Raw genomic sequence first — 22,143 nt, 5'->3', positions numbered from 1 at the left:
GCGGCTCAGCTCGCGAGGAAGCCGAGGAGGTCGGCGCGGGTCAGCACGCCGATCGGCTTGCCGTCCTCGACGACGAGGATCGCGTCGGAGTCCTCGAGCTCCTTGCGTGCGGCCGACACGGGCGAGCCGGCGCCGACCAGCGGCAGGCCGGGCTCCATGTGCTTCTCCACCGAGTCGGCGAGGTGCGCCTTGCCCGTGAAGAGCGCCTGCAGCAGGGCGCGCTCGCTCACCGAGCCGGCCACCTCACCGGACATGACGGGCGGTTCGGCCTTGACGACCGGCATCTGCGAGACGCCGTACTCGCGCAGGATCTGGACGGCGTCGCGGATCGTCTCGTTGGGGTGGGTGTGCACGAGTGCCGGCATGTCGCCGGACTTGCTGTGCAGCACCGACCCGACAGTCTCCTCCGTGTGGTCGTTGAGGAAGCCGTAGGAGTGCATCCACTCGTCGTTGAAGATCTTGCTCATGTAGCCACGTCCGGAGTCGGGCAGCAGCACGACGACGACGGCGTCCTCGGGCAGGTCCTTCGCGGCCCGAAGTGCCGCGACGACGGCCATGCCGCAGGAGCCACCGACGAGCAGCCCCTCCTCGCGGGCCAGCCGTCGCGTCATCTCGAACGAGTCGGCGTCGCTGACGGCGATGACCTCGTCGACGACCGACGGGTCGTAGGCACCGGGCCAGAAGTCCTCACCGACGCCTTCGACGAGGTACGGGCGGCCCGTCCCACCCGAGTAGACCGAGCCCTCGGGGTCGGCGGCGATGATGCGCACGGCGCCGTCGCTGACCTCCTTGAGGTACTTGCCGGTGCCGCTGATCGTGCCACCGGTGCCGGCACCGGCCACGAAGTGCGTGACCTTGCCGTCCGTGTCGCCCCAGACCTCGGGACCGGTCGTCAGGTAGTGGCTGTTGGGGCCCTCGGGGTTGTAGTACTGGTTCGGCTTCCAGGCACCGTCGATCTCGCGCACCAGGCGGTCGGAGACCGAGTAGTACGAGTCGGGGTGCTCGGGCTCGACCGCGGTCGGGCACACGACGACCTCGGCGCCGTACGCCTTGAGCACGTCACGCTTGTCCTGGCTCACCTTGTCGGGGCACACGAACACGCATGAGTAGCCGCGGCGCTGGGCCACGAGGGCGAGGCCCACGCCCGTGTTGCCGCTCGTCGGCTCGACGATGGTGCCGCCGGGCTTGAGCAGGCCCTCGCGCTCTGCGGCCTCGACCATGCGCAGCGCGATGCGGTCCTTCACGGACCCGCCGGGGTTGAAGTACTCGATCTTCGCCAGAACGGTGCACCTCACCCCCGCATCGGCGACGACGGAGCCGAGCTTGACCAGTGGCGTGTTGCCGACGAGGTCGACGACGTTCTCTGCGTACTTCACCCGACCATCCTAGGAGGGGCGTCCCACTGGACGAGACACGTGGTCCTGTGTGCGAACGTGGCGAACGGGCACGGAGCGTCGGGTCCGGGCGTTACCGTGGTGCACCCGGTTCGACGACGGAAGAAGGGGGCCTTCGAGATGGGGCGTGCACGGCGCGCGCGCAAGATCGCGCAGGCTGCGGCATACGGCAGCGGGATGGGCGTGGCCGGCCTCGGCGCGCTCAGCCTGCTCGGCTACGCCCTCATCAGGGCCGAGGCAACCATGGCCCGCAGGATCGTCGGGCAGGCGTTCGAAGGTGCTCCCGAGGACAGCGGCACCTACGGTTCCGGTCACGGCACGCCGATCCGCTTCCTCGTGCTCGGCGACTCGACCGGGGTCGGCATGGGCGCCGACCACGCCCACCAGACCATCGGCGCGACGGTCGCGAGCGGCGTCGCCGCGTTCAGCGGTCGGCCAGTCCAGCTCACCAACGTCGCCGTCATCGGTGCCGAGTCGCCCGACCTCGACGAGCAGGTCGAGCGCGGGCTCGCGGCCGTGCCCCGTCCCGACGTCGCCGTCATCATGGTGGGTGCCAACGACGTCACGCACCGCATCGACACCTCGGTGGCCGTGCGCCACCTCGAGATGGCCGTGCGGAGCCTGCGCGAGGCCGGTGCCGAGGTGGTCGTCGGCACGTGCCCCGACCTCGGCGCCATCGAGCCGGTGGCCCAGCCGCTCCGGCTGCTCGCGCGACGGTGGTCGCGCGACCTCGCTGCCGCGCAGACCGTTGCCGTCGTCGAGGCGGGCGGGCGCGCCGTCTCCGTCGGCGACCTGCTGAGCGACGCCTTCTCGTCGGAGCCCACCGTCATGTTCAGCAAGGACCGGTTCCACCCGAGCCCGGCGGGCTACGCCCGCGTCGCCGCCGCGCTGCTGCCGACCGTGAGTGCCGCGCTCGACCTGTTCGGCGAGCGCAGCACTCCGATCGAGCCGAACCTGCGCCGCGGTGAGAGCGTCGGCCCCGTCTCCAAGGCCGCCACGAAGGCCGTCACACAGCCGGGCACCGAGGTCGCACCGGCCGTGGTCGCGGGGCAGTCCCGCGGGGCCCAAGGGCGCTGGGCCGTCCTGCTCCACCGCATCCGCCCCGCGGTTCCGCTCCCGGGGCTGCCCGGGAGCACGCCCGCAACCGGGAGTGCTGCCGAACCGACGACGCGTGCCGCCGGGTCGCCTCAGGCTGTCGCCGCCGGGACCCCGGCCGCAGACGCGCCAGAGGGGCCGCCCGGCCCGGACGACCCCTCTGGACGAGTGAGCAGCGGCCTCACCCGATCTTCATGATCTGGCCGGCCTCGGGGGCCTTGATGCCGAGGTCCTGGTTCCACCTGGAGAAGTCGAGCTGACCCGGACTCGACGCCGAGCCGGAGAAGCGGACGACCTCGAACGTGTCCTTGGAGACGTATAGGGCGCCCTCCGTCTTGCCCTTCGCGTCGGTGAGGACCCAGCAGTCCACGCCCGAGACGGTCTCGCTCTTCACGTCGGTGGCGAGCTGCTCGGGCGTGACCGCACCGAAGGCCTTCTCCAGGAACGACTTGAGGGAGAGGCTCTCCGTCATCGACGCGGCCGACGCCGGAGCCTTGATGAACTTGTCGCCGGCCTTCTGCACCGACGCCGGAGCCCCCTGCTTCTTCCAGAACGTCTCGTCGCCCTGGATGTAGATGCCGTCGGCGAGGGAGATGATGCGGGCCTTGCCGTCGCCCTGCATCTCGATCGCGATGTCGGCCGTCTTGCCGTCGCTCGTGCCCTTGAAGTCGATCTTGATGGTCTTGCCGCTCTGGTTGACCTCGCCGACGAAGGCCCCGGACTTCGCGGCGAGCGCGTTCTCCTTGGCCTTCGTGAGGATCTCGGAGGCCTCCGGGGCGTCGCCCGCCGCCGTCGCCGTCGAGCTCGTCGAGCTTGCCGAGGCGGCCGGCGTCGTGCCCGACGTGGTCGATGTCGGCGTGTCGGACTTGGAGCACGCGGCGGCGCCGAGGCTGATCGCGAGCGCGCCCGACAGGGCCACGACGCGGGTCGTGAAGGTCTTCATTGGGTGGTCCCCCTGATGGTCGGATGGCCCGGAGTGAGGCCCGGGCGCGGTCGGCGCAGCCGGCGCCGAGAACTGCTCCACCCTATCGGCCGCCCTCCGGGGCCTCCTGACGAGTCCCCGGCCATGGGCCGAGACGCAGGTCATCCCGGGCACCCTGTCCAACGGTACGTGGACGTCCTACCATCGAAGGACTGAGCAAGCGCTTAGTCGCCCGCAGCGAGAGCGCGGGCCGTCGATGAAGTCCGATGCACCCGCAGGAGAACCCCCGTGACCGAAGCCGTCATCGTCTCGACCGCCCGCTCGCCGTTCGGCCGGGCCTTCAAGGGCTCGCTCAAGGAGGTCCGCCCCGACGACCTCGCCGCTACGGTCATCCAGGCAGCCCTCGACAAGGTGCCCGCCCTCGACCCGAGCCTCGTGGAGGACCTCTACCTCGGCTGCGCCGAGCCCTCTGGTCGCCACGGCTCCAACATGGCCAAGGTCGTCGCCACCCTGCTCGGCCTCGACGCGACACCGGCCGCCACGATCAACCGCTTCTGCGCCTCGTCCGCCCAGACGACGCGGATGGCGTTCCACGCGATCAAGGCCGGCGAGGGAGACATCTTCGTCTCCGCAGGCGTCGAGTGCGTCTCGCAGTACACCGACTGGGCCGGCGCCGGCGGCGCCAAGGAGGACCAGCAGAACCCGCGCTTCGCCGAGGCCAAGGCCCGCACCGCCCGCATCGCCGAGACGAACGAGACCTGGACCGACCCGCGCACCGAGGGCCTGCTGCCCGACATCTACATCTCGATGGGTCAGACGGCCGAGAACGTCGCGACGGCATACGGCATCTCCCGCGAGCGCCAGGACGAGTGGGGCGTCGCGAGCCAGAACCGTGCCGAGGCCGCCATCGGCCGGGGCTTCTTCGACTGGGAGATCACGCCCGTCACGACGCCCGACGGCACGACGGTGACGAAGGACGACGGCCCTCGGGCCGGGGTGACCCTCGAGGCGGTGCAGTCCCTCAACCCGGTGTTCCGGCAGGAGGGCACCGTGACGGCCGGCAACTGCTGCCCGCTCAACGACGGCGCTGCCGCGCTCGTCATCATGAGCGACACCAAGGCGAAGGAGCTCGGGCTCGAGCCGCTCGCGCGCGTCGTGTCGACCGCCGCCACCGGTCTCTCCCCCGAGATCATGGGCCTCGGGCCGGTCGAGGCGACGAACCTCGCGCTCAAGCGGGCCGGGCTGTCCATCGGCGACATGGACCTCTACGAGATCAACGAGGCCTTCGCCGCACAGGTCATCGGCTCGGCCGACCAGATCGGGATGGACTACGACAAGCTGAACGTCAACGGCGGTGCCATCGCCATCGGCCACCCCTTCGGTGCGACGGGCGCCCGCATCACCGGCACGATCATCAACGCGCTGCGCGAGCGCGACGAGCAGTTCGGCCTCGAGACGATGTGCGTCGGCGGCGGTCAGGGCATGGCCGTCGTCTTCGAGCGCCTCAGCTGAGCCCAGAACGCCTCAGCCGAGCTGAGAACGCCTCAGCTGAGCTGAGAACGCCTCAGCCGAGCCCAGAATCCGGTCGAGTGGGCACTTTCACCCCGGGTGAAAGTGCCCACTCGACGTTCGGGCGGCGGGTGAAAGTGCCCACTCGACTCAGAGGGCGCGGCGCAGGTCGGCGAGCCGCGCCGCGAGGTCGGCACCGACGCCCGCCGCCCACGCGTCGCGCACCATGACCGTCAGCTGGTCCATCACGACGGCCGGTCCGAGGTCGGGCACCCATTGGGGCGTCAGGCCGCGCGCCCCGGCCGCCCTGTCAGCGAGCGACTGGACGAGGGCCCGGACGGGCGGCATACGAGAAAGCGCGTGGTCGAGCGGCAGCTGGTGCCACCGCTCGACCACGCGCCGGAGCTCGTCCGACACCTCCTGCGGGGTCGGCGAACCCACGCGAGGAGATGTCACCGGGTCAGTCGCGCAGACGCGCGAAGAGACGGACGAACTCGATGTAGAGCCAGACGATCGAGACGATCAGGCCGTGCGCGAGCAGCCACGAGTACTTCTGCGGAGCGCCCACCTGGACCGCGTGGTCGATCGAGTCGAAGTCGATCGCCAGGGAGTACGACGCGAGGCCGACACCGAGCAGCGACAGGATGATGCCGAGGCCGCCGCTGCCGCCGAAGCCCCAGCCGTCGATGACGCCGGTCATGAGCAGCACGACCTGCAGCAGCGAGAAGATCGCGTAGCCGACGATCGCGAAGAAGAACATCCGCCGGGTCTTGGCGTTGACCTTGACGAAGCCCGTGGCGTAGCCGATGTACATGGCGACGAACACGCACAGCGTCGCGAGCACCGCCATGAGGACGACGCCCTTGTAGTCCGGGATCGAGTTGATGAACTGGCTGAAGGCGCCGACGAAGCCGCCCTGGAGCACCGCGTAGACGACGATGAGCGGTACTGACACCTTCTTCATGAAGGCGATGACGAGACCCAGGATCAGCGTGCCGAACATTCCACCCAGCCAGAGCGGGAGGGTGAGGCTCGTGTTGCCGGCCGTCACGAACCACGAGACGGCGGCGACTCCGACCGTGACCACGAACAGCGAGAGGCTCTTGACGATGACGTCGTCGATGGTGACGCGGCCGGTGTCGACCGGACCGGCGCTCTGACGGGCGTACATCTCGTTCAGCTGCTCGGAGGTCATCGCGTCCTGCGTGGCGTAGCCGGCGCCCATCGCCTGCTGGCCAGCGGGAGCCCGTCCCTCGCGCTGGGGGGAGCCGAAGCCGGGGTACCGCTCCTGCTCGATCTGCTTGTTGAGCCGGTCGAAGACCGGGTTTCCACCTGCCATGTGAGTGTGCTCCTCGGGGCACTCGCGCCACCGTTCGTGGCGACCGTCACCAGACTAAGCGTTCGGGGACACCGTGCGGGTTCCCCGACGGCGCGCCACACCGCGACCGCAACGGGATCGTGACGCCCGTGGACGCGACCACCGCGCCCGGCGGCATACTGGGCACCGCGCCCCCGTGGCCCAACTGGCAGAGGCAGGCGACTTAAAATCGCCAACGGTGAGGGTTCGAGTCCCTCCGGGGGTACGGGGCAGGTGCCGGTGGTCGGGGACGGTTCGTGACGGCCCTGCTCACGCCTTGGGCGTGGCGCGGCACGCACCCAGCCGCACCACCTAGAATGACCTGCGAGAACGAGGTCCAGGGGCTGATCTGTCGCGCTCCTTCACGACCGTGCCGCGCCCGGGGGCGCGACCCTCACACCTCACGAAGGAGCAGCGGGTGCTGGAGCAGCGTGTCGCCGGTGCGACGACGACCGCTCCGCCGCGCACGCCGTGGCCCGCCGAGCTGCGCGTCGTCGCGTTCGTCGACCGGTTCAACGCAGCGCTCGTACGCAGCTGGGCCGACCCGATGGTCCGCCGCGGCACCATCGGCATGGGCCTTGTCGCCGCCGGCTCGATCAGCCCGGCCTTCCTGCCCGGCGACACCTTCGACACCCCGGCCTCCCCCCTCATCGAACGCTTCGGCCTCGAGTGGCTCGGCACCGGCCTCGGTCGCGTCGTCACGACGGTCCTGCTCGCGGTCGGCATGCTGCTGCTCGTCGACGCGTGGCTGCGCATGCGTCCGGTCCACGGTCGCAAGGCGCCGTCGATGGCGTGGTTGCTGTGGAGCCTGCCGATCATGCTCGCGCCGCCGCTCTTCAGCCGTGACGCCTACAGCTACGCCGCCCAGGGCCAGATCGTCCTGCGCGGCATGGACCCGTATGCCGTCGGGCCGTTCTGGGTGGCGGGACCTTTCGCCGACCAGGTCGACCCCATGTGGGTGCAGACCCCGGCGCCGTACGGCCCGCTCGCCCTCCAGGTCCAGCACGCCATCGTGGGACTCTTCCCGGAGAACGCGTACGTCTCGGCCGTCGCCATGCGGGTGCCCGCGCTCCTCGCCGTGGGCCTGCTCGCGTACGCGCTCCCCCGGCTCGCGGAGCGCTACGGCGTGAGCGGTCGGCACGCCTTGTGGCTCGGCGTGCTCAACCCGCTCGTCATGATGCACTTCATCGGCGGCGCGCACGGCGACGCCGTCATGGTCGCACTCGTGACGCTCGCGCTGCTCCTCGCGAGCCGTGGACAGCTCGTCGTCGCGACGATGACGCTGGCCGCCGCCACCGCGTACAAGCAGACGGCCATCCTCGCCCTCATCGGCGTCGTCGGCATGGCGCTGCAGGCGCAGACCGACCTCGCCCCCGGCGCCGCCGCGCGGCTCAAGGCGCTCATGCGTCACGGGTTGGCGTACGGCTCGGTCCTGGGCGCGACGTTCGTCGCGATCACGACGCTGACGGGGCTCGGCTGGGGCTGGGTCGGCAACCTGTCCGTGCCGGTGTCACTGCGCTCGCTGCTCTCACCGCCGACGTTCGTCGGCAGTGCTGTCGAGTGGCTGATGCGGGTCGGCGGGATGCCCGAGAGCGCGACCGACGTGCCCGTCCCGTTGGCCCAGACGATCGGGCTCGTCGCGGGCCTTGCCGGTATCGCCTGGATCACGTGGCGGGTCGCGCCGCGCAACCCGGTCCTCGCGACGGCCGGCGCGATGCTCGTGCTCTGCGCGTCGGGCCCGGTCCTGCACCCGTGGTACCTCCTCTGGGGAGGCCTGCTGCTGGCTGCGGTCCGCCTCTCCGCCGCGCAGCTGCGCACCATCGTCGTCGTGACGCTCTTCTTCGTCACCTACGGCGTCGTCGATGCCACGGTCTCCAACGGCACGTGGGCCCTCGGCGTCTCCGCGGCAATGTGGATGATCGCGCGGTTGCGCGCCCACCGCAGGCGCGCCCACGAGCAGGCCAACGAGCCGGTGCTCGTGGCGGCCCTGCCGCGCCGCTGACGGTGCGCCGCGAGCGGGCGCGGAACCGATACCGCTTCAGCCTCGCGGGCCTGGTGCGACACTCAGGGCGATGCCGTCGAGGATGTCGTGCTCCGACGTCATGACCTCGGTGATGCCGGCCCGTGCCGCGACCCGCTCGACGACCCGGCGCCAGACGAGTGCACCGGCGCCGATCACGTCGACGCGGCCGGGGTGCATGTAGGGCAGCTCGGTCCGTTGGGCGCGAGACAGGTGCAGCAGGTCGTCGCACGCGGCCAGGACGTCGGCCACCGACGCGCGCGAGAGGTGGATGCGCTCCGGCTGGTATGCCGGCAGGCGGAGCAGGTGCGCGGTGATCGTCGTGACGCTGCCGGCGAGCCCCACCAGGGTCGCGACGCCGTCGAGCGGGACCGTGGACTCGGCGAAGTCGATCGCGGCGTCGATGTCGCGTGTGGCACCGGCGATCTCGTCGGCCGTGGGCGGGTCGCTGACGAGATGGCGCTCGGTCATGCGCACGCAGCCGATGTCGACCGAACGCGCGGCCTCGACGAGGGCGGTCCCGCGGACGAACTCGGTCGAGCCGCCGCCGATGTCGACGACGAGATACGGACCGGGGACCCCTTGCGCGGCGAGGCCGGCCGTCGCCCCGGAAAAGGAGAGTGCCGCCTCCTCGTCACCGGAGACGACTTCGGGCGAGACCTCAGCGCCGTAGTGCTCGAGGAAGGTCGACTGCACCCCGTCGATGAACTCCCCCGCGTTGCGCGCGTCGCGCGAGGCCGACGTGGCCACGAAACGGGCCCGCACGGCGCCCAGGTCACGGCACGCGGCGGCATACTCCCGCGTGACGGCGAGGGTGCGCTCCATCGACTCCGGCGCGATCACGCCGGTGCGGTCGACACCGTGGCCCAGACGGACGATCTCCATGCGCCGCAGCACGTCGCTCACCGCACCGCTGATGGGGTCGACGTCGGCGACGAGCAGGCGGATCGAGTTGGTGCCGCAGTCGATCGCGCCGACGCGGACGGTCGCCTCACGCATCGGAGGCTTCCGGGGCGGCGTCCTCCGCTGCGTGGATCGCGGCACACGAGGTGGGCCTCCACCAGTCGTCGAGCATCGCGAGCGCCTCGTCACCGAGCGGGTTGACGCCGGGGCCGGCCGCGAGCGAGTGGCCGACGAGGACATGCAGGCACTTGACGCGGCTCGGCATGCCGCCCGCCGAGATGCCGTCGATCTCGGGCACGTCACCGAGCTCAGCGCGCTTCGCGAGGTAGTGCTCGTGGGCGCGCGCATACGCGCCGGCGAGCTCCTCGTCGCGAGCGAGGCGCTCGGTCATCTCCTTCATGACGCCGGCCGTCTCGAGCGTGCTGACGGCTCCGGTGAGGCGCGGGCACGTCGCGTAGTACGTCGTCGGGAAGGGCGTTCCGTCGGGGAGCCTCGGCTCGGTGCGCAGCACGTCGGGCTCGCCGCATGCACACCGATGTGCGACCTCAGCGACGCCACGGGGTCGCCGACCGAGCTGCCGCTCGACAGCGTCGAGGTCGACGGAATCGACCGATTCCACCGGAGGCGGCGGGGCGGGAGGGGCACTGTCGTTCACGCGAGGGCTCACTTCTCGGGCTGTCGGGTCAGCCGGCATCACTTGGTGCGAGCGACACCGGCGGTCGGCCGGTCGGCGATCTGGATCGACTGCCACACCTTGCCGTACCAGGGCGAGGACGCGTTGGCCATGGGTGCGGCGACGACGGGGCGTTCGGCAGCGGGAGCGCTCGCGTCGCTGGTCGAGGGGTCGATGACGGTGTAGGCGCGGTCACCGACCCGGACGAACTTGAGGCGCTCGCGGGCCTGGACCTCTATGTAGGCCGGGTCCTTCCAGAGCGCGGACTCGCGCTCCAGCTGCTGCACCGTCTGGCGCTGCTCGTCGACCTTGTCCTGCAGGGCGGTCGCGTCGCCACGCTGCTGCACGAGCGAGCGCAGCGTCGGCACGATCGTGACGGCGAGCATGACGAGGATGCCGAGCAGGATCGCGCCGCGGACCCAGGCCGTCGAGGCCGAAGGCGGCGCCGGCTGGGGCGTACGGGCTCGGGCCGCCAGGGCGGGACGCTCCTTGCCCGCGCCGGGTCGGCTCTGGCGGGAGGCCCCGGGCCGCGCCTGACCCGGGCGAGTGCCCGACGCGCGACCCGCCCCGGTGCGCGCCGCCCCCGCCCGTGGGGTCGACGCGGGCTGGGTGCGCGACGCCTGCCGGGGTGCGGCCGGCCGCGCGCCACCGCTCGGGCGGCCCGTCGACGACGGACGACCCGGGCGCGGCGGCGTGCGGTCGGCCACGAGGGTCAGTCCTCGGCGCCGAAGCGGCTGGCGTCGAAGCGCGGGAACGCGCCGGCGCCGGCGTAGACGGCGGCGTCGTCGAGCTCCTCCTCGATGCGCAGCAGCTGGTTGTACTTCGCGACGCGCTCGGAGCGGGCCGGGGCGCCGGTCTTGATCTGGCCGCAGTTCGTCGCGACGGCGAGGTCGGCGATCGTGACGTCCTCGGTCTCGCCGGAACGGTGGCTCATCATGCAGCGGTAGCCGTTGCTCTGGGCGAGCGTGACGGCATCGAGCGTCTCGGTCAGCGTGCCGATCTGGTTGACCTTGACGAGAAGGGCGTTGGCCGTGCCGCTCGTGATGCCGCGGCCGAGGCGCTCGGGGTTGGTGACGAAGAGGTCGTCGCCGACGAGCTGCACCTTGGCACCGAGCAGGTCGGTCATGGACTTCCAGCCGTCCCAGTCGTCCTCGTTGAGCGGGTCCTCGATGGACACGAGCGGGTAGGCGTCGACGAGCTCGCCGTAGTAGGCCACCATCTCGTCGGCCGACTTGCTCGCGCCCTCGAACGAGTAGGAGCCGTCCTCGAAGAACTCGGACGCCGCGACGTCGAGCGCGAGGGCGATGTCACGGCCGGGCTCGTAGCCGGCGACCTTGATCGCCTCGAGGATGAGGTCGAGGGCGGCGCGGTTGGACTCGAGGTTCGGCGCGAAGCCACCCTCGTCGCCGAGACCGGTGGCGAGGCCGCGCTCGTGCAGGACCTTCTTGAGCGAGTGGTAGACCTCGGTGCCCCAGCGCAGCCCCTCGCGGAAGGTCGGGGCGCCGATCGGCGCGATCATGAACTCCTGGATGTCGACGTTGGAGTCGGCGTGCGAGCCACCGTTGAGGATGTTCATCATCGGGACCGGGAGGACGTGGGCGTTGGGGCCGCCGACGTAGCGGAAGAGCGGGAGGCCGGCCGACTCCGCGGCGGCGTGGGCCACGGCGAGCGAGACGCCGAGGATGGCGTTGGCACCGAGGTTCTCCTTGTTGGGCGAACCGTCGAGCGTCATCATCTCGGCGTCGATGAGTCGCTGCTCGCTCGCGTCGAAACCGACGAGGCGTGGGTTGATCTCCTCGATGACGGCGTCGACGGCCTGCTCGACACCCTTGCCGAGGTAGCGACCCTTGTCGCCGTCACGGCGCTCGGAGGCCTCGAAGGCACCCGTCGAGGCGCCCGACGGGACGGCCGCGCGCGCGAACGTTCCGTCGTCGAGGCGGATCTCGACCTCGACCGTGGGGTTGCCGCGCGAGTCCAGGATCTCGCGGGCGCCAATCTCCTCAATGCTGGCCACTGACTCTCCTGTGCTGGTGCTGCTCGCGCCGCCGGGCGCTGCCCGGTGGTCGGTCGAGCAGGACGGGTTGGGTGGATGGGTCCGAGGTGCCCGGCGCGATCGAGCCGCGATCGGGGCGGACCCCGACGCACACGGGGCACCGGTGCTGGGAACGAGCGTAGCCCGTGGCGCGGGCAGGCCGACGGAGCGACCCGGCATACGGGCGGGTAGGGATGAACCCGCCCCGGGGCAGGGACAAACACGGCTCAATGCGTCGAATCATTTTTTACCGGTTCCTTACCATTCCCTGACCAGAACCCGGCATACTCGCAACTAGCCATCCGGGGGGGTGGAGCTGGTCGGAGATGGCGCCGCTGGGTGCCGGGGGTGGGGTGTGGACATGGGTCAACCCATGCGCGAGTCGGGGGTAGTTCTTCTAGACGTGAGTGCGCGTCCCGTGACGCAGCCACTCAGCGAGAGGGGCCGGGGGCAGCGACTGCTGCAGCTCGGGATCGCCGGTGGCGATCTCGTCATCATCGCTGCCGCGACCGCTCTCGCGGCGGTCGGGCGCACGAGCCTCGACGTCTTCGACGTCGCCAACGACGTCAACCAGGTCGCCCAGTCGGTCGGCCTGTGGATCGTCGCAGCGTGGATGGTCGCGAACCTGTGCCTCGGCACGTACACGAGCAGCCACCTGGGCGTCGGCACGATCGAGTACGCGCGGGTGTGCAGTGCCGCCGGCCTCACCGCCGGTGCCATCGGCATCCTCAGCTACCTCACGAAGTTCAACCTCTCGCGAGGCTTCTTCGTGCTGATCTTCGCCATCGGGGTGCCGCTCGTGCTGATCTGGCGCTGGTGGGCACGACGCCTCGTGCACCGCGCCCACTCGAGGGGACACCTGCTGACCCGCGTGCTCATCTCCGGCTCGGCGGCGCACGTCGACGACGTCGCGGCCGTGCTCGAGCGCGAGTCGTGGCTCGGCTACCGCATCGTCGGCGCGCTCATCCCGAGCTCGCAGCCGACTGTGGCGACACCACGCGGCGTCCCCGTCGTCGGCAACACGACGCAGACCGCCGAGTCCGTGCTCGCCGAGAAGGCCGACATGGTCGTCTTCACCGAGGGCGCCTTCCCGTCAGCCGTGGACTTCCGCCGGATCGCGTGGGACCTCGAGGGCCACCACGTTCAGATGGCGGTCGTGCCGAGCCTCAGCGACATCAGCTCCGGGCGCATGGCGATGCGTCCGGTCGGTGGCCTGCCGCTGGTGCACGTCGAGCAGCCGCAGAGCCTGGGCGCCTCCCGTGGCCTCAAGCGCGCGTTCGACTTCGTCGGGGCCACCCTCCTGCTGCTGCTCGTCTCCCCCGTCATGATCGCCTTCGCCCTCGCGACGAAGCTGCAGGACGGCGGTCCGGTGCTCTTCCGCCAGACCCGGGTCGGCCGCGACGGCGAGCTCTTCGAGTGCCTGAAGTTCCGCAGCATGGTCATCGACGCCGAGGCTCGGCTCTCCGGCATCACGCACCTCAACCACAACGCCGACGGCGTCCTCTTCAAGATGCAGGCCGACCCGCGCGTCACCCGGGTGGGCGCGGTCATGCGCCGCTACTCGATCGACGAGCTGCCGCAGCTCATCAACGTCATCAACGGCGACATGAGTCTCGTCGGGCCGCGGCCCGCGCTGCCGGCCGAGGTGCGTCGCTACGTCCCCGACGTGCAGCGCCGCCTGCACGTGCGTCCCGGCGTCACGGGCCTGTGGCAGGTCTCCGGCCGCAGCGACCTCTCGTGGGACGACACCGTGCGCCTCGACCTCTACTACGTCGACAACTGGTCGATCGTGCAGGACCTGTCGATCCTGGCCAAGACGATCCACGCAGTCGTCCGATCGCGCGGCGCCTACTGAGGCCTACACCAAGCCCGACGAGGGCCGCGTCACCGCACCCGGGTGACGCGGCCCTCGTCGTCCGCCGCGACGGTGCGACCGCGAGATCGGGCGTGAGGTGTCGTCACGCGACAGCAACCGCGCGATCTCGCCCCCGGCGAGCCCGACGAGCCCGACGACGTATGCCGTCCGGCGGGCTCAGCGGGCCGGGCCCGGCCCGGCGGTGTCGTCCGACGCAGGCAGCGCGGCGGCCTCGCTCGCGGCGGCCTCGCTCGCGGCGGCGAGCCCACGCAGGGTGTCGCGGAGGGCGGCCTCGGCGTCGACGCCCTCGGCCCGGGCCCGGCGTACGAGGTCGAGCAGCTGCGCTCCCAGGCCTCCGGTCGCGACAGCCGCGTCGACGAGGTCGTCACGGCCGGCCTTGCGCAGCCGCGAGACGTACTTCTCGGCGCGCGCGAGCGCCGGCAGCGAGTGCGGCACGCCCTCGACAGGGTGGGTGCGATGCTGCTTCTCCCCCGCCTTGATCGTCTCCCAGTTCGCGGCGACGGCGTCGGGGGTGGCAGCCTCGACGTCGGAGAAGACATGCGGGTGGCGGCGCACCAGCTTGTCGACGAGCGAGCCCGCGACGTCATCGATGCCGAAGGGGTGGCTCGGGTGCTCCTCGGCGACGCGCGACTGGAAGGCGATCTGCAGCAGCAGGTCGCCGAGCTCCTCCTGCATGTGCGCGGGGTCGCCGCTCTCGATGGCCTCGATGGCCTCGTGCGCCTCCTCGAGCAGGTAGGGCACCAGCGACTCGTGCGTCTGCTCGGCGTCCCACGGGCACCCGCCCGGCGAGCGGAGCCGGTCCATGACGGCGACGACGTCGAGCAGCCGCGCGCCCGGCACGTCGAAGGAGCCGATGAGCAGCTCCACGTCGGGCGGTTCGGGCAGTCGGGTCACCTCGACGGCGATGGCGTCGCTGAGGCCGGGGTCTCCGTCGGACGAGCCCACCCACACGACCACACCCGACTCCGTGGCGGCGACGAGGTCGCGGGCGAGCTCGGCCGGGTGCCCGTCCTCGCGAAGGAGGACCTCGATGCCCGCCTCGACGACGGCGGCGACCTGCGGCTCGTCGGGACGGCCCCACACGGCATACGCCTGCTCGAGCCCAGCCCAGGCCTCGCGGGTCAGCAGGCCGGGCGCGACGCGCGGGGTCGTCACGAGCAGGACGACGCGGGCAGGCACGTGGAGGACGTCGGGGACTACTGGGCGGTGGCCGGCGCGGGGTTCGCGCCCGGCTTGACCCAGTTGGGCGTCTGCTGGCCGATCGTGAAGTAGACCGGGCCCTCCTCGGACTTCACGACCGCGCCGTATCTCGGGTTGACCGAGATGTCGGCCTTCTTGAGGTCGTCGCGGTAGGCGGCGACGTCGGCCGGCGTCATGCGCTGGGACTGGATGAGGGCGACCGCCTCGACGAACTCCTTCGTCGTGTCGGTGGCCTCGGGGATCGAGGCGATGACGGAGGCGTAGGTCTCGTCGGGCTTCCAGCTGCCGGTCTTGGCGACGGCCTGCTTGAGCAGCGGTGCGGCAACGAGGGCCGTGACGACGATGTTCTCGGCGAAGTCGAGCTTGGCGGCCTTGAGCTGGTCGAACGTCTGGCGCACGTCGGACTCGTGGATGACGTGCCCGTTGACGACCGCGGCGGCCTGCTGGCGCGTCTCGAAACCACACCCGCCCAGGAGCGACACGGCACCGAGCGCGGCGATGCCGACGACGGCGACGCGCCTCGTGGGCTGAGCTGACCAAGCCTTCACTGATTTCCTCCTCTGGCGGATGCGTCTGACATCCTACGGGGCACCGACGGTGGACCTTGCCGCGGTCGACGAGGCGCCGGCCGCTGAGGCGATGTCGTCGAGCAGGACGGCCGATATGAGCTGGCGCGCCCAGGTCAGGACCTCGACGTCGCGCAGCGGCTTGCCGCCGACGCGGGCCGTCATCGGCACGGGCACGAGGATCGTGCCGAGGGCCTCCTTCACGATGGTGCCCGGGTAGAGGCGCATGAGCCGCAGCTGCTGGCTCTCGCGCAGGTCCTTGACGGGACCGAAGCGCACGACGCGGCCCTGCACACCGATGTCGCCGATGCGGGCCTCGCGCGCGACGACGCGCAGGCGAGCGACCTCGAGGAGGTTCTCGACCGGCCGCGGCGGCGCGCCGTACCGGTCGCGCAGCTCGGCCTCGATCTCGTCGACGGCCGCGAACGTCTCGACGGTTGCGAGCTTCTTGTACGCCTCGAGCCGCAGCCGCTCCCCCGGCACGTAGTCGTGCGGCAGGTGGGCGTCGACGGGCAGCTCGATCTTGATCTCGGCCGGCACGTCGACCGCGTCGCCGCGGAAGTCGGCGACGGCCTCACCGATGAGCCTGACGTAGAGGTCGAAGCCGACCCCCTGGATGTGCCCGGACTGCTCGCCGCCCAGGAGGTTGCCGGCGCCGCGGATCTCCAGGTCCTTCATGGCGACGGCCATGCCCGACCCGAGGTCGGTGTTGCTCGCGATGGTGCGCAGGCGGTCGTGGGCCGTCTCGGTCATCGGCTTCTCGGGCGGGTAGAGGAAGTACGCGTAGGCCCGCTCGCGCCCGCGGCCGACACGGCCGCGCAGCTGGTGCAGCTGCGAGAGGCCGAGGACGTCGGAGCGCTCGACGATGAGGGTGTTGGCGTTGGAGATGTCGAGGCCGGTCTCGACGATCGTCGTGCAGACGAGGACGTCGAACCTCTTCTCCCAGAAGTCCTCGACGACCTGCTCGAGCTTGTGCTCGCCCATCTGGCCGTGGGCGGTCGCGATGCGTGCCTCGGGCACGAGCTCGCGCAGGCGGGACGCGGCCCGCTCGATGCTGCTCACCTTGTTGTGCACGAAGAAGACCTGGCCCTCACGGAGGAGCTCGCGCCGGATCGCGGCGGTGATCTGCTTCTCGTCGTACGCGCCCACGAAGGTGAGGACCGGGTGCCGCTCCTCAGGGGGCGTTGCGAGAGTGGACATCTCGCGGATGCCGGTGACTGCCATCTCGAGCGTGCGCGGGATCGGTGTGGCCGACATCGAGAGGACGTCGACGGCCGTGCGCATCGTCTTGAGCAGCTCCTTGTGCTCGACACCGAAGCGCTGCTCCTCGTCGATGATGACGAGGCCGAGGTCCTTGAACCGCACCTCCTTGGCGAGCAGGCGGTGCGTGCCGATGACGATGTCGATGCTGCCCTCGGCGATGCCGTCGAGGACCTCCTTGGCCTCCTTGTCGCTCTGGAAGCGCGACAGGGCGCGGACCGTCACCGGGAACTGGGCGTAGCGCTCGGAGAAGGTCTGCTGGTGCTGGCTGACGAGCAGGGTCGTCGGCACGAGGACCGCGACCTGCTTGCCGTCCTGGATCGCCTTGAAGGCGGCACGGACCGCGATCTCGGTCTTGCCGTAGCCGACGTCGCCGCAGATGAGGCGGTCCATCGGGACCTGCTTCTCCATGTCGGCCTTGACCTCGTCGATGCTCGAGAGCTGGTCGGGCGTCTCGACGTACGCGAAGGCCTCCTCGAGCTCGCGCTGCCACGGGGTGTCAGGGGCGAACGCGTGGCCCTTGGTCGCCTGGCGGGCGCTGTAGAGACGGATGAGGTCGGCGGCGATCTGCTTGACGTAGCGCTTGGCCCGCGACTTCGTCTTGGTCCAGTCGGAGCCGCCCATCTTGTTGAGCGTCGGCTCCTCGCCCCCGACGTACTTCGTCACCTGGTCGAGCTGGTCGGTGGGGACGAAGAGGCGGTCACCGGGGTGGCCGCGCTTGCTCGGGGCGTACTCGATGACGAGGTACTCGCGGGTGGCGCCGGCGACGGTGCGCTGCATCATCTCGACGAAGCGGCCGACGCCGTGCTGCTCGTGGACGACGTGGTCGCCGGGGCGCAGCTGGAGCGGGTCGACCTGGTTGCGCCGGCGCGAGGGCATGCGCCGCATGTCCTTCGTCGACGTGCCACCGCCGGGCTGACCCGTCAGGTCGGTCTCGGTCAGCACCTCGATGCGGCCGCCCTCGTGGACGAAGCCGCGGCCGAGCGAGGCCGTGGTGACGTGGACCGCGCCCGGCACGAGCGAGTCGTCTCGGGAGGTGTCGAGCGGCTGCACGGCCACCTCACGGTCGCGCAGCACCTCGGCGACGCGCTTGGCCAGGCCCGGGCCCTCGGTGACGACCGCGACGGCCCATCCGTCGCGGACCCGCTCGCGCAGGTGCTCGACGGCGCGGTCGGTGTCGCCGCGGAAGGCGTCGGGGTCGACCGAGCGTACGGCGATCCGCTCGTCGACGTCGTCGTCCTCGATCGCCAGGTCGGCGTCGGCCACGAACGGGGTGAGCGTCCACCAGGCCCTGCCGGTGGCCTCGGCGTGCGCGCGAACCTCGGCGATCGACCAGTAGGAGGCGCTGCCGAGCAGGGACTGGAGGTCGACGGGGACGTGGTTGCCGGCCGCGGCGTTGGCCCAGCTGGCCTCGAGGAACTCCTCGCTCGTCGCGACGAGGTCGTGTGCGCGGCGACGGACCCGCTCGGGGTCCGCGACGAGGACGATCGAGCGCTGCGGCAGGACGTCGAGGACCGACTCCATGCCATCGACGAGCGCGGGTGCGAGCGACTCCATGCCCTCGACGGCGATGCCCTCGGCCACCTTGGAGAGCATCTCCGAGACGCCCGGCAGCTGGTCGGCGAGCGCCCGGGCGCGCGTGCGCACCTGTTCGGTGAGGAGCAGCTCGCGGCACGGCGGGGCCCACAGGCCGTGCTCGGCGATCTCGAGGGAGCGCTGGTCGGCCACCTTGAACCAGCGGACCTCCTCGACCGTGTCGCCCCAGAACTCGATGCGGACAGGGTGCTCCTCGGTCGGCGGGAAGACGTCGAGGATGCCGCCGCGAACGGCGAACTCGCCACGGCGCTCGACGAGGTCGGTGCGCGTGTAGGCCGCGGCGGCCAGGGCGTCGACGACCTCCTCGAGGGGCCGCTCGTCGCCGGCGCGCAGCGCCACGGGCACGAGCTCACCGAGACCCTTCGTCAGCGGCTGGAGGATGGCACGGATGGGCGCCACCACCACCGACAGCGGGCCGTATGCCGGGTCGTCGGGGTCAGGATGCGCGACCCGTCGGAGCACGGCGAGGCGACGACCCACCGTGTCGCTGCGCGGGGAGAGCCGCTCGTGCGGCAGCGTCTCCCAGGACGGGAAGACGGCGATGCGCTCTGATGGCAGGAAGAGGCCGAGAGCCGATGCGAGGTCCTCGGCCTCCCGCGTCGTCGCCGTGACCACGACGAGCGGGGCCACGTCGTCGGCCGTGGCGTCGGCCCCGTGCGAACCGTCGGCCTGCTGGGCCAGCGCGGCGACCAGGAAGGGTCGCGAGCCGTCACTCGCGGAGACGTCGACGAGGCGTGAGCGGCCGACCTGGTCGAGGACGTGGCGGACATCGGGAAGCGCCCTGAAGGCGGACAGCAGTGGGTGCGGCATCAGTGCTCCAGTCTAGGTCGGTGCGGCGACAGCCCCTGACGCGGATGGGCGACGACGCGGCGCTGGGCCGCGATCGGCTCAGCGCGGCGCGTGGAAGCGCTGCTGGGCGTCGAGCAGGCCGACCTCGATGAGCGACTCGACGGCGTCGGAGCCCTCGTCGAGCAGGAAGGGCAGCACGTCGGTGCGCTCGGCCTTCGAGAAGTCCTTGAGCACGAAGTCGGCGGGATCCTGCCGACCGGGCGGGCGCCCGATGCCGAGCCGCACGCGCAGGTAGTCGCGGGTGCCGAGCGACCGGGAGACCGAGCGCAGGCCGTTGTGGCCGCCCTCTCCCCCACCCTGCTTGAGGCGCACGAGGCCCGCGTCGATGTCGAGCTCGTCGTGGAGCACGACGACCCGGTCCACCGGCACGTCGTAGTACTTCGCGAGGCCCGCGACGGCTGAGCCGGACTCGTTCATGAAGAGCGACGGCACGGCGAGCACGACCTTGGGACCTCCCACGCGCAGCCGCCCCTCAGCCACCCGCGCCCGGGCGGCCTTGTGCGCCTTGAACGTCGCGCGCCCGCCGAGAGCCCGGCCGGCGAGCTCGTCGACGGCCATCGCACCGACGTTGTGCCGGTTGCCGGCATACCCGGGCCCGGGATTGCCGAGCCCGACGACGAGCCAGGTGTCCATGAGGTCCTCGATCGGTGGTCAGTGCCGCAGCGGTGGCAGGGAGGTGGTGCGCGTACGGGCCCCGCCGAGCCGGAGCTCGGACGGGACCCGTGGACGCGATGCGTGGCGCGCCGCGCCACGGATGAGGCGCAGGCTCAGGCCTCGGCGCCCTCGGCCTTGGCCTCGCCGCCCTCGGCGGCCTCGCCCTCGGCACCGTCGGCCTGAGCCTCGGCGCCCTCGGCGACCTCCTCGTGCTCCTCGCGCTCGATGCCGGCCTCGGCCTCCGCCTCGGCGAGCTCGGCCTCCAGGGCCTCCTCGGAGATCGCCTGCGTGACGTTGACGACGAGTGCCTCGGCGTCGGTGACGAGCGTCGAGCCCTCGGGCAGCTCGACGGCGCCGGCGAGGATCTGCGTGCCGGCCTCGAGGCCCTCGACCGAGACGACGACGTTCTCGGGGATGTTCGTGGCGAGCGCCTCGAGCTGGAGCGTGTTGTGGTCGAGCGTGACGATGGTCTCGGGAGCGGCCTCGCCCTCGAGGTGGACCGAGACGTCGACGGTGACCTTCTCGCCCTTGCGGACGACGACGAGGTCGACGTGGTCGATGACCGGCTTGATCGGGTCGCGCTGGACGTCCTTGGCAAGGGCGAGCTGCTCCGTGCCCTCGACGACGATGGTGAGCAGCGCGTTGGCCTGCTTGAGCGCCATCATCGTGTCGTGGCCCGGGAGCGAGATGTGCACGGGCTCGGTGCCGTGGCCGTACATGACGGCGGGAATGTTGCCGGCGCGGCGGATCTTGCGGGCGGCGCCCTTGCCGAAGTCGGTGCGCTTCTCGGCGACGAGCTTGGTGTTGTCGGACACGGGTGTCTCCTGTGAGTCTCGGATGAGGCGGTCTGGGTGGTCGGCCTCGACGCGGGACGACGCGCGGTGTTCGGCAGGACGGAACCGGAAGGCCCAGGGTCCGCGCGCAGAGGCGGACCCGACCGTGGAGGAGCTCCATGTGGTCAGGTACCGCGTCGATCACGGACCTGGGGAACGACTGCCGAAGCAGCCGTGCACCGTCCCTCGCCGAGGCAACTGCTCGATCTTACGGGACGCAGCGCCGGCCGCGAAATCCGCTGCGAGTGCCGACTCGGCGGGTGAAGGTGCCCACTCGACCAGACGGTCGAGTGGGCACTTTCACCCGCTCGCGAGGCTCAGCGCGCACCCTCGGTGACGTCGTCGGCCCGCACGGCGACGAGGCCGGCGACGATGAGCGCGCCGCCGACGAGCTGGACCGCCGTGGGCAGCTCGGCGAGGACGAGCCAGGCGAAGACGACAGCGAAGAGCACCTCGGTGAGGGCCACGAACGAGGCGACCTTCGCACCGAGCATCCGCACCGCGGCGATGCCGGTGACGTACGCGAAGGCGGCGGCGACGAGCGCGATGACGAGGACCGGCACCCACCAGGGCACGATGGCCCCACCGAGCGGGACCTGCGCGTCGCCGCGGGTCATGTCGAGCACACCCGCCACGGCGGATAGCCAGAGCGAGGCCGCACCGACGACGAGGCCACCACCGGCCAGCGCGAGGGGCGGGACGTCGTCGTCGACGTGGTCGGCGAGCAGGAAGTAGAGCACCAGGCAGACCGCCGCGGCGAGACCCCAGAGGACGCCCACGAGGCTGACGCTGGCGCCGCCGACGACGTCGAGGACGAGGAGCAGGCCGACGACCGCGAGGGCGACGCCGGCCAGCGTGAGCCGGCGCGGGGCGTGGCCGTGGCGCGCCCAGAGCCAGCCGACGATGAGGACCGGGGCGAGGTACTCGAGCAGGAGCGCGACGCCGACGGACAGGTGGGTCACGGCGTTGAAGTACGCGAGCTGGCAGCCGGCGACGCCGGTCAGGCCGTAGCCGACGACGACCCAGGCGTTGCGGCGCAGGGCCGGCCAGCGGCCGCGGAGCGACCAGAGCGCCGGGACGAGCAGCACGAGCGCGGCGAGGGTGATGCGCAGCGTCACGACGAGGCCCGGCGACCACCCGCCGACGAGGAGCGACTTGCCGAACGCGCCGGAGGTGGCGAACGCGGCGGCCGACACGAGGGCGACGACGAGGCCGAGGACCGGGCGGGAGCCGACCCGGACACCGGAGGACGCCCGGCCCGGCGCGGGCTCCTGCGTCGTCGCCACCACCGTGAGCTCGCCGCTCTGAGCCGTCATGCCGTCACCGCCCGTTCCACCCGTCGCTCGTGCGCCACCGGCCCAGGGTCACGTCAGGAGCAAAGTTGATTACACTCATGACAGTAGC

18 protein-coding genes and 1 tRNA gene are annotated in these 22,143 nt (G+C 71.4%); 5 read left to right on the top strand and 14 right to left on the bottom strand.

Annotation, left to right across the window (positions count from 1 at the left end; all coding sequences use genetic code 11):
* Positions 1-5 precede the first annotated feature (5 nt).
* Positions 6-1,376 carry a cystathionine beta-synthase gene (locus ACFQU3_RS04550; RefSeq protein WP_385907151.1) on the bottom strand — a complete coding sequence of 457 codons (1,371 nt, stop codon included), beginning with the start codon at positions 1,374-1,376 and terminating at the stop codon, positions 6-8.
* Between the two features lie 138 nt (positions 1,377-1,514).
* Between ACFQU3_RS04550 and ACFQU3_RS04545 the strand changes: the two genes are divergently transcribed.
* A complete protein-coding gene (locus tag ACFQU3_RS04545) occupies positions 1,515-2,687 on the top strand; it encodes an SGNH/GDSL hydrolase family protein (protein ID WP_385907148.1) in 1,173 nt (390 codons plus the stop codon).
* On the opposite strand, the gene ACFQU3_RS04540 is transcribed toward ACFQU3_RS04545, so the two are convergent.
* Positions 2,671-3,432, bottom strand: a complete 762-nt coding sequence (locus tag ACFQU3_RS04540) for a hypothetical protein (protein ID WP_385907145.1) — start codon at positions 3,430-3,432, stop codon at positions 2,671-2,673. The genes ACFQU3_RS04545 and ACFQU3_RS04540 overlap by 17 nt on opposite strands.
* Positions 3,433-3,699: 267 nt before the next feature.
* Here ACFQU3_RS04540 and ACFQU3_RS04535 point away from each other — a divergent pair, with 267 nt between their 5' ends.
* Complete coding sequence (locus tag ACFQU3_RS04535) at positions 3,700-4,923, top strand: acetyl-CoA C-acetyltransferase (RefSeq protein WP_385907142.1); 1,224 nt, start codon at positions 3,700-3,702, stop codon at positions 4,921-4,923.
* Positions 4,924-5,070: 147 nt separating this feature from the next.
* Here the strand turns inward: ACFQU3_RS04535 and ACFQU3_RS04530 are convergent, their stop codons facing one another.
* Together ACFQU3_RS04530 and ACFQU3_RS04525 are read right to left on the bottom strand one after the other, a co-directional pair.
* Positions 5,071-5,361, bottom strand: a complete 291-nt coding sequence (locus ACFQU3_RS04530) for a hypothetical protein (RefSeq protein ID WP_385907140.1) — start codon at positions 5,359-5,361, stop codon at positions 5,071-5,073.
* Between the two features lie 19 nt (positions 5,362-5,380).
* Positions 5,381-6,259, bottom strand: a complete 879-nt coding sequence (locus tag ACFQU3_RS04525; protein WP_385907137.1) for a Bax inhibitor-1/YccA family protein — start codon at positions 6,257-6,259, stop codon at positions 5,381-5,383.
* 169 nt (positions 6,260-6,428) lie between these two features.
* On the opposite strand from ACFQU3_RS04525, the gene ACFQU3_RS04520 reads away from it, so the two are divergent.
* Both ACFQU3_RS04520 and mptB read left to right on the top strand, forming a co-directional pair.
* Positions 6,429-6,503, top strand: a tRNA-Leu gene (locus ACFQU3_RS04520).
* A 192-nt stretch (positions 6,504-6,695) separates the two neighbouring features.
* Positions 6,696-8,279: a polyprenol phosphomannose-dependent alpha 1,6 mannosyltransferase MptB gene (mptB, locus tag ACFQU3_RS04515; protein WP_385907134.1), complete on the top strand. Its 1,584-nt coding sequence runs from the start codon at positions 6,696-6,698 to the stop codon at positions 8,277-8,279.
* Between the two features lie 36 nt (positions 8,280-8,315).
* Here the strand turns inward: mptB and ACFQU3_RS04510 are convergent, their stop codons facing one another.
* The 4 genes from ACFQU3_RS04510 to eno are packed head-to-tail and all read right to left on the bottom strand — an operon-like array spanning position 8,316 to position 11,887.
* The gene (locus ACFQU3_RS04510; RefSeq protein ID WP_385907131.1) at positions 8,316-9,296 is read right to left on the bottom strand and encodes an exopolyphosphatase; all 981 of its coding nucleotides are present in this window, start codon (positions 9,294-9,296) and stop codon (positions 8,316-8,318) included.
* Complete coding sequence (locus tag ACFQU3_RS04505) at positions 9,289-9,894, bottom strand: DUF501 domain-containing protein (protein WP_385907128.1); 606 nt, start codon at positions 9,892-9,894, stop codon at positions 9,289-9,291. The genes ACFQU3_RS04510 and ACFQU3_RS04505 overlap by 8 nt, the downstream gene beginning before the upstream one ends.
* Entirely contained in the window at positions 9,894-10,580 is a 687-nt protein-coding gene (locus tag ACFQU3_RS04500; RefSeq protein ID WP_385907125.1) for a septum formation initiator family protein, read from the bottom strand. The genes ACFQU3_RS04505 and ACFQU3_RS04500 overlap by 1 nt, the downstream gene beginning before the upstream one ends.
* A gap of 5 nt (positions 10,581-10,585) precedes the next feature.
* Positions 10,586-11,887, bottom strand: a complete 1,302-nt coding sequence (gene eno / locus ACFQU3_RS04495) for a phosphopyruvate hydratase (protein ID WP_385907122.1) — start codon at positions 11,885-11,887, stop codon at positions 10,586-10,588.
* Between the two features lie 436 nt (positions 11,888-12,323).
* On the opposite strand from eno, the gene ACFQU3_RS04490 reads away from it, so the two are divergent.
* Positions 12,324-13,760 carry a sugar transferase gene (locus tag ACFQU3_RS04490; RefSeq protein ID WP_385907119.1) on the top strand — a complete coding sequence of 479 codons (1,437 nt, stop codon included), beginning with the start codon at positions 12,324-12,326 and terminating at the stop codon, positions 13,758-13,760.
* Positions 13,761-13,937: 177 nt separating this feature from the next.
* Here ACFQU3_RS04490 and ACFQU3_RS04485 read toward each other — a convergent pair whose 3' ends face one another.
* From ACFQU3_RS04485 to ACFQU3_RS04460, 6 genes are all read right to left on the bottom strand, one after another.
* Positions 13,938-14,960: a MazG family protein gene (locus ACFQU3_RS04485; protein ID WP_385907116.1), complete on the bottom strand. Its 1,023-nt coding sequence runs from the start codon at positions 14,958-14,960 to the stop codon at positions 13,938-13,940.
* A 17-nt stretch (positions 14,961-14,977) separates the two neighbouring features.
* Entirely contained in the window at positions 14,978-15,529 is a 552-nt protein-coding gene (locus ACFQU3_RS04480; protein WP_385907113.1) for a hypothetical protein, read from the bottom strand.
* 33 nt (positions 15,530-15,562) lie between these two features.
* A complete protein-coding gene (gene mfd / locus ACFQU3_RS04475) occupies positions 15,563-19,213 on the bottom strand; it encodes a transcription-repair coupling factor (RefSeq protein ID WP_385907110.1) in 3,651 nt (1,216 codons plus the stop codon).
* 78 nt (positions 19,214-19,291) lie between these two features.
* Positions 19,292-19,885 carry an aminoacyl-tRNA hydrolase gene (gene pth, locus ACFQU3_RS04470; protein ID WP_385907108.1) on the bottom strand — a complete coding sequence of 198 codons (594 nt, stop codon included), beginning with the start codon at positions 19,883-19,885 and terminating at the stop codon, positions 19,292-19,294.
* A gap of 134 nt (positions 19,886-20,019) precedes the next feature.
* The gene (locus ACFQU3_RS04465; protein WP_385907105.1) at positions 20,020-20,721 is read right to left on the bottom strand and encodes a 50S ribosomal protein L25/general stress protein Ctc; all 702 of its coding nucleotides are present in this window, start codon (positions 20,719-20,721) and stop codon (positions 20,020-20,022) included.
* Positions 20,722-21,056: 335 nt separating this feature from the next.
* Positions 21,057-22,055: a DMT family transporter gene (locus tag ACFQU3_RS04460; protein ID WP_385907102.1), complete on the bottom strand. Its 999-nt coding sequence runs from the start codon at positions 22,053-22,055 to the stop codon at positions 21,057-21,059.
* Positions 22,056-22,143: the final 88 nt, after the last annotated feature.

It is taken from the genome of Terrabacter sp. GCM10028922, assembly GCF_042666095.1.
GTDB lineage: Bacteria > Actinomycetota > Actinomycetes > Actinomycetales > Dermatophilaceae > Terrabacter.
The sequence above is the reverse complement of the archived record's forward strand: the minus strand, read 5'-3'. Positions and strand labels throughout refer to the sequence as shown.